We start from the raw sequence: 635 nt of genomic DNA on the forward strand, positions 1-635 counted from the left end.
GCTCGGGGCTGTAGTGGTCGCGTTGGCGGTTGGGTGTGGCGGCGGGCAGGGCGGCGGCCACAACGCCACCTCGGTCGCACCCTCGCCGACGCCATCGATTCGCTGATCTTGGCGCCAGACCTGATTAACGAGATTGTCGGTGCGAAACTAAACTGGGCGTCCAAACCTCCGCCCGGCGCGACCTCCCCGCCCGTGGCCGCCTTCGTCGACGAGGGTAACCCGCAGTGCGAGCCGCTGATCGCGCCGGACACGTACTCGGTGGGGGTGGCTTACACCGCGTGGCGGAGCAATCTCTACAAAGAGGACAAGGACACGTACGAGCATGCGGTCCGTCAAGCCGTTGCGACGGTTGTCGATTCCAAAGCAGCGACGGTGTTGCTTGGCGACGCTTTTGCCAAGCGTCTCGATGCGTGCAGCAATGCCGTCATCCACCTGAGCGGCAAATATCGATGGAGATTCCAGAAGACCGACGCGACCGATACGGGAGTGCGGTGGACGGGAACGGAACTGGAGGACGGGCAGATCACCGGCTGGGTCTGCGCCAACGTGGCGCGCGCGAAGAACAATGTGATCATCACTGCGCAGGTGTGCCAATACGGCAATGGCGCTCCGGCCACCGCGACAGTTCTGGACAA

The 635-nt window shown here is 63.8% G+C and carries 1 protein-coding gene; it reads left to right on the top strand.

Features of this window, described 5'->3' with window-relative positions; translation table 11 throughout:
• Positions 1 to 33: 33 nt before the first annotated feature.
• On the top strand, positions 34 to 635 hold a 602-nt coding region (locus A9X04_RS32435; RefSeq protein WP_067925216.1), incomplete at its 3' end, for a sensor domain-containing protein.

It is taken from the genome of Mycobacterium sp. E3247 (genome assembly GCF_001667785.1).
Taxonomy (GTDB): domain Bacteria; phylum Actinomycetota; class Actinomycetes; order Mycobacteriales; family Mycobacteriaceae; genus Mycobacterium.